The sequence below is a fragment of the Streptomyces pathocidini genome (assembly GCF_001418495.1).
Classification (GTDB): domain Bacteria; phylum Actinomycetota; class Actinomycetes; order Streptomycetales; family Streptomycetaceae; genus Streptomyces; species Streptomyces pathocidini.
This window is the reverse complement of record NZ_LIQY01000741.1, coordinates 1-1063: the sequence shown is the minus strand read 5'-3', so window position 1 is coordinate 1063 and position 1063 is coordinate 1. Positions and strand designations below refer to the sequence as shown.

The window sequence follows — 1063 nt, the reverse complement described above, 5'->3', positions numbered from 1 at the left end:
CCACCGCGGGCACCACCGACACCGGCGAGATCGACCCGCTGCCGCAACTCGCCGACGTGTGCGCCGCCCACGCCACCCGGCTCCACGTCGACGCCGCCTACGGTGCCCCCCTGCTCTTCAGCCGCACCCTCGCCGGCCGGCTCGACGGACTCTCCCGAGCCGACTCCGTAACCCTTGACCTGCACAAACTCGGCTGGCAGCCCGTCCCCGCCGGCCTCCTCGCCGTCCCCGACACCACCGCCCTGGAAACCCTCGGCCACCGCGAGGACTACCTCAACCCGCCCGACGACACCGAGGCCGGATTCCCCGACCTCCTCGGCCGCTCGATCCGCACCACCCGCCGCCCCGACGTCGTCAAGGTCGCCGTCACCCTCCGCGCCCTCGGCCGCACCGGGCTCGCCGAACTCGTCGAGCACACCTGCGCCGCCGCCCAGCGCCTCGCCGACCTCGTCGACGCCCACCCGGCCTTCGACGCGTACGAGCGGCCCACACTCTCCACCGTGCTGTTCCGGCCCGCGGGCGCGACCGACGAACACGTCGGTGCCGTGCGCCGCGCCCTGATGACCGAGGGCCGCGCCGTCCTCGGCCGGGCCCGCGCCACCGACCACCGCGACGGCATCGAAAAACTGTGGCTCAAGGCCACCGTCCTCAATCCGCACACCCGGCCAGCCGACCTCGAAGCCCTCCTCGAGATCGTCGAAGGGAGCGCCGCCAAATGACCGAGTCCGCCGCAGGACACGCGAACCGTACGAACTCCGCCAACGGCCCCGGCAACAGCCCGTCCGACGGCCCGGCCACCGCACCTGCCGAGCCCGCGACCCGGCCCGCCGCGCCCGTCACGGCAACCGCCCACCCCGGCACCGGACCCGCCACGGCCACGGGGCCTGCTGCGACCGCCGGACCTGCCATGGCCACTGGGCCTGGTGCGACCACCGAGCCCACCACGGCCACTGGGCCCGCCGTGACCGCCCAGCCCGGCACCGGACCCGCCACGGCCACCGGGCCTGTTGCGGCCACTGGGCCCGCCGCGGACACCGGACCCGCTGCCACCGCCGGGCCGACC

The 1063-nt window shown here is 75.7% G+C and carries 1 protein-coding gene and 1 pseudogene; both read left to right on the top strand.

The window, feature by feature from the left end:
- The coding region (locus AOK16_RS24960) for a pyridoxal phosphate-dependent decarboxylase family protein (RefSeq protein WP_240483746.1) at window positions 1-719 on the top strand (719 nt) is incomplete at its 5' end.
- Window positions 716-1063, top strand: a pseudogene (locus AOK16_RS27815) (hypothetical protein); the annotation flags it as partial. The gene AOK16_RS24960 and the pseudogene AOK16_RS27815, both read left to right, overlap by 4 nt.